We start from the raw sequence: 5,069 nt of genomic DNA on the forward strand, positions 1-5,069 counted from the left end.
ACTCATTGGTCGCGACCAGTCCGAGATTACAGCGCCTGACATAGCCAAATATTTAACATCTTTAATACAGGGGCAGGCGGTACGATGGGGATTGAGTGATAAAAGCTTTGATTTACTAGCTAGTGGCAATCAACTATCCCTCAAATTGATTGATGTCTTAGTTAGCTAAATTCTGATCAAAAAACTCAGTCATGAACATCTGCTATTGCCGGCACCGGGGGTTGAAACAGGTCAAAATCGACGAGAAATCACGTCCGCTTTAGCGGCATATTAGATATTACTAATAGTCCAGTAAGGGTCGGTACCGGCGGTTTAAAGCAGCTTCGAGTTAAAGAGAATTGCGTCTGCTTTACCAGTTTGTTTAAAAACTCTCACGGTTCGGAGTGGGCCAGCGTCTATCGAGGCCACCGAAGTTATTCCGTCTCGCCTGAGTCGGACAAGGCCATCTATATCATTTAGTTAACTAGCCTAACTCAACTTTGCTCGGATGAGCGCTAAGGCAACCAATTAGGCGATCCCAGCGCGGATCAGTGAAAAAACTCGACCGGGTGATAGTTGTCAACGCCGTAAAAGTAGGTATAAACGAGATTTATCTTACTATCTTATTGTTTTTACGTCATTTATTAATAGATTTCAGCACATTGACAGAAAGAGCAATATGGGAAAAGTGCCGGCGACGGAAAGCCAGCGGATACTTTGTCGGAATATAGGGGAATGCAAACGCGATTTTGCAACAACATTAGTACTTCAGCTGAACCAAGATACGTGACTTTCATAGCGGCACCCAAATATACTGTTTATATATACAGTATATTTGCAGTTATCGAGGGATTCAATCACTAATGACATCCATCGCGTTAATAGACAGTTGGGTACTGGGCGTAATTGCCGTCGGCTAGAATGGCATTCACCTCTTCATATCGGTGACACAAGCATCCAGCAATCCGTAAACTGGAGACAGATATGAGTCATAGTAAAGACGACTCTTCCCCTATCGAAAGCATAGATGATCCAATTAACTCCGAAGATGAGCTGCTCGAATTGGCTAATCAGATATTTGCGAACAAGCGAAAAGCGGAACTCTGGCTAAATACACCCGCATTAGCGCTTGGTGGCGCAACTTCATGACTCAGTTACTTCAAGTAGCACAAGCACATGATTATCGAACTATTGATGATCTACAATTGCAGGTTGGAAAAAAGCGAAATGGCATGTGCCGTCCGCGATAGTAATAGTGTTCAAGAAATTTGAATCATAGTGGAAACGTGCAAGTGATTTTGAACAGTGAACTTAGTGCTGAAGGATTTCCATAGACGACGTTTTCGAACAGATGCATTACAGAACGGTATTGCCCCATGATCAACGGCAAAATGAGAGGTAAAAAGAAAGATGTCATTTACTCGAAAACGCGCTTTTAAACGCATTTTGTAACCACTGCATCCCGGGGCCAATTGCTGTGCCCCGCATCCACACTAAATCAACCGGAACAGCCCATGTTTTCTGATCAAAGCGGGTGTTGATTTTTACCAATGAGCCGTTTCTCATACTCAGCTCGGCGAGATGCTTAGGGACATACCCCCAACCGATATTTTGTTCAATCAGTGAAATAGCTGCCAGTGTACTGGAACACCACCAAACTGAGGGTGACATAGATAGCATCAGAGCCGGTTCAACTTTCTTAAAACTACGCTGTGAGATTTGCCGGTGAGGGTACAGATCAGTTTCTGCTATCGCCATTTTTTTGGCCAGTGGGTGATCTATATGGCACATAGGTATCATATGGACTTGGCCGATATAACTGAAATCTACCTCTTTAAACGAAGCCACTTCCGTCAACATCAGCCCTAGGGACAACTGTCCTTGTTGCAGGGCTGGTACAATATCTGACGATGGCAAAGTCACTAAGTCTAATTGTGTGTACGGGAACTGGCAGGCAAAGTCGGCCAATATCTGCTGCACCGCTGGCGTCAGCAAACCATCATCTAGTCCGATGCGCAAACAATCCTCCTCCGCACGATTAATCGACTGCGCGATCAGCTCAAACTCGGCAGATTGAGCTAAAAGCGCTTTAGCACTTCGATATAAACGCTCCCCAGCAGGCGTCAGTTTCGGTTTGCGAGAACTGCGATCAAACAGCACCACGTCCAAGTCGATTTCAAGGCTATTGATACCATGGCTAACCGCTGACTGCACTTTACCAAGCCGCCTCGCACAAGCAGAGAATGAGCCAAGCTCCGCCGATAATACCAACATTCGGATCTGTTCTATGTTTTGCATGTATGAAAATAATCGATGATAACTAACTTTTTTGTATCGTAATTACAGATATTATCGGCGTCAAATATAACAATATAACGGGAGAAACAGCATGGCTTGGATCTACTTGATACTGGCAGGACTAACGGAAATCGGTTGGCCTTTAGGTATGAAAATCGCACAAACCTCATCGACTAAATGGCCCGGAATTATGATGGCTGTTGTTTTTATGGTGGTTAGTGGCGTGTTGCTTTGGATGGCACAAAAGCATATTCCGATCGGTACTGCGTATGCTGTGTGGACAGGGATTGGCGCTGCAGGCACCTTCCTTGTCGGTATTTTAGTTTTTGGCGATACATCCTCTTTATTACGTTATGTGGGAATACTTTTAATTATCGCCGGTGTAGCGGTGTTAAAGTTGGCCCATTAGCCCTGTTTCCCCCATGAGGTACCGAGCGGCCACTATTCAATTTGCATAAGAATTGGGACACGTGTTGTCGACTACGTAGGGTATCGATACGGCTAATTTTACTAAGTGGCTGATTATCATGTCTCGAAAGACGAGTTAATTAATCCTTCTGAAAATAGAGTTGATAACATAAGGGTTGTTGCAGGAGCTATAGGGACTTACGGACAACCCAGCACCCAGTCAGTCGCAAAGAGAATTTTTATGCCTAATATCGGAATATTTTGGTATTTCAATGGTAACGTCATTGGTCGAAGTCGACCTTTTCTGGAAGGTGAATGCGGCCTACTAGGTATTTGGGACTCACCGGATAGTCATTTAGCCTTGTGGGAGCTGCAGCCCGATAGCATACAACTGCCGCATGAGCTAAGGCACTTGGAATATCAGTCCGTACCAAGGGGGAGAGTCCTATACAACCAGAGAGTCAGAACATCTGTGGTATATATGGATAAATCACTCTTCAATCATGACTGTAAAACGACTATTCGTGACTTCTTTGAGCTACAAGGCAACAGAATAAAGTGGTGCCGAGACCCTCATTACCAGGTGTTCTAGCGTGACGCTATACCTTGCGATCGACCTCACTTTGACGTTAAGTACTTCGTGCTCACAGAGAATGAGTGCATCACTTATGGTTGAGAGGTACTGAGAATGCCGCAGTCTGGGATTCGATAAGTATCGACAAAAGTGACGGCTCTTTACTCGCGCAATGCCGCTGCTCACTTGTACTTGACTATGTATGGCTGCAGAGGTCATTAGTTAACAACTCACCAATCAAACAGTGTGGCAATCGGTACCTGAATCAGCCTTGATGATTAGATCAAGTGGCTTGCTAAACTCCAAATCACTATGGAGTGATAGATGAACAACACCACTTGTAATGATACCAACACTCAACCAGCCAATAATTCAGGAGTAGATATGAGTGATGTCGTGTATACACCTTTCGAAGAGTCTTCATCTCTGTCTGAAAACGACCTCCTTGAGGTGGCCTATCATGTCTTTGCGAATAAGCAAAAGGCCGAGGCTTGGCTAACGAGACCAGCGCTTGCACTAGGCGGTGCCACCCCCATGGAATTTGCCAAGACACCAGAGGGAAAAACCGATGTTATAGATTTGATGTGGAAGGTACATCACGGGATATTTGCTTAATCTACGCTACGGATGATTGTAATGTCACGCCTATTCCCGATAGATGTTGATGCACTTCCCTCCAATTCGTAGAATAAACATAAGGGACTTCTTTTCAGCACGGGATGTGCGGATTCGAGTAGGTTGTACGAATGCGCTTTTCTATCCCAGTCATGGCTTTCCTTCTGACTTTTTCACTTTACGCAACCGCTGAAGATGTGCGTGTCGAAAAAGTCATCTCGGTATACGACGCCGATACCTTTCGCGTTGACATTGCTGGCTGGCCCGACATCGTCGGCAAAAACATGTCAGTGCGAGTAAACGGTGTCGATGCAGCAGAAATTCGCGGCAAATGCGAGGGCGAAAAACAACTCGCACGGCAAGCCCGCGACTTTACTCGTCAATTCCTAGCTAACGGACAAGTAATCGAACTGAGAAATATCCAACGAGGAAAATACTTCCGCTTACTGGCGGATGTGTACGTTGATGGCAACTCTCTTACCGACGCCCTACTTCTGTCAGGCTTAGCGCGCCCTTATGATGGAGGCAGCAGACAGGGGTGGTGTTAAAAAGGCGTTGATAGTTACACAACCTCTATATCAACGAGCGACGAGAGATCATTGCTCTATATGCAACAGTACGACCAAGGTACACAAACAAGCCAAAACTCGGTGAACAAACTACATAGTCAATCCTTATTCAACGAAAACAGCGCTCGCCATCAGTCACAGCTGTAGTAGGTTTCACCATCGCCACCCTTTATTTTATTGCAGATGATCGTTCTCAGTTCACTACTAGTACCACAACTCACTACCACAGTGATTCTCCCATCATCACTGTGAATATTGGATAAGAGGTGAAAAGGAAAAGCGTCACATCTGACTTTCACAGTCTCTAGGAAGGCAACATTTAGGTTTGGGCTTACAAAGGCATTTGCCTGACCGACCGCCAAAATAGCAGCAATGAAAACAACTTTTTTCACAAACAATTCTCCGTAATTGAAATTCCATGTGTACTGCTCAATTTATAGCAGTATGGTAAGCGATCTTATATTAGCCCTCTAAAATGGTTTGTCTTGCCCTGCTAATCTAGCCTGCTTTCGCCCTGTTCCAAGGCAATAGCGCTTCGAGTTTTTCTAAAGTATCCGCGTCGGCAATGTGGTCGAGTACGTATTGGATGTAACTCGATGGTTCTAGGCCATTAGCTTTGGCGGTTT

Annotated in this window: 7 protein-coding genes; 4 read left to right on the forward strand and 3 right to left on the reverse strand. The window is 45.0% G+C overall.

Features of this window, described 5'->3' with window-relative positions; genetic code table 11:
• Window positions 1-963: 963 nt before the first annotated feature.
• A complete protein-coding gene (locus tag FJM67_RS16845; protein ID WP_140591825.1) occupies window positions 964-1,128 on the forward strand; it encodes a DUF2384 domain-containing protein in 165 nt (54 codons plus the stop codon).
• Window positions 1,129-1,392: 264 nt separating this feature from the next.
• Here the strand turns inward: FJM67_RS16845 and FJM67_RS16850 are convergent, their stop codons facing one another.
• Entirely contained in the window at window positions 1,393-2,277 is an 885-nt protein-coding gene (locus tag FJM67_RS16850) for a LysR family transcriptional regulator (RefSeq protein ID WP_140591827.1), read from the reverse strand.
• A gap of 91 nt (window positions 2,278-2,368) precedes the next feature.
• Here FJM67_RS16850 and FJM67_RS16855 point away from each other — a divergent pair, with 91 nt between their 5' ends.
• The 3 genes from FJM67_RS16855 (at window position 2,369) to FJM67_RS16865 (ending at window position 4,422) form a co-directional block, all read left to right on the forward strand.
• On the forward strand, window positions 2,369-2,686 hold the full coding sequence (locus FJM67_RS16855) for a DMT family transporter (protein WP_140591830.1): 318 nt from the start codon (window positions 2,369-2,371) through the stop codon (window positions 2,684-2,686).
• Window positions 2,687-3,583: 897 nt separating this feature from the next.
• On the forward strand, window positions 3,584-3,874 hold the full coding sequence (locus FJM67_RS16860) for an MbcA/ParS/Xre antitoxin family protein (RefSeq protein ID WP_140591833.1): 291 nt from the start codon (window positions 3,584-3,586) through the stop codon (window positions 3,872-3,874).
• Window positions 3,875-4,005: 131 nt separating this feature from the next.
• Window positions 4,006-4,422: a thermonuclease family protein gene (locus tag FJM67_RS16865; RefSeq protein WP_140591837.1), complete on the forward strand. Its 417-nt coding sequence runs from the start codon at window positions 4,006-4,008 to the stop codon at window positions 4,420-4,422.
• A gap of 152 nt (window positions 4,423-4,574) precedes the next feature.
• Here the strand turns inward: FJM67_RS16865 and FJM67_RS16870 are convergent, their stop codons facing one another.
• Together FJM67_RS16870 and FJM67_RS16875 are read right to left on the reverse strand one after the other, a co-directional pair.
• Entirely contained in the window at window positions 4,575-4,835 is a 261-nt protein-coding gene (locus tag FJM67_RS16870) for a hypothetical protein (RefSeq protein WP_140591840.1), read from the reverse strand.
• A 106-nt stretch (window positions 4,836-4,941) separates the two neighbouring features.
• Window positions 4,942-5,069 (reverse strand): transposase domain-containing protein (locus tag FJM67_RS16875; protein ID WP_140588298.1); only part of this gene is annotated, 128 nt, incomplete at its 5' end.

This window comes from Maribrevibacterium harenarium (assembly GCF_006385675.1).
Lineage (GTDB): Bacteria > Pseudomonadota > Gammaproteobacteria > Pseudomonadales > Marinomonadaceae > Marinomonas > Marinomonas harenarium.

Excerpts from the sequence above, each read along its gene's own strand:
- FJM67_RS16855 (WP_140591830.1), top strand. The coding sequence starts at position 2,369 with ATGGCTTGGATCTACTTGATACTGGCAGGACTAACGGAAATCGGTTGG.
- FJM67_RS16860 (WP_140591833.1), top strand. The coding sequence starts at position 3,584 with ATGAACAACACCACTTGTAATGATACCAACACTCAACCAGCCAATAAT.
- FJM67_RS16865 (WP_140591837.1), top strand. The coding sequence starts at position 4,006 with ATGCGCTTTTCTATCCCAGTCATGGCTTTCCTTCTGACTTTTTCACTT.
- FJM67_RS16850 (WP_140591827.1), bottom strand. The coding sequence starts at position 2,277 with ATGCAAAACATAGAACAGATCCGAATGTTGGTATTATCGGCGGAGCTT.
- FJM67_RS16845 (WP_140591825.1), top strand. The coding sequence starts at position 964 with ATGAGTCATAGTAAAGACGACTCTTCCCCTATCGAAAGCATAGATGAT.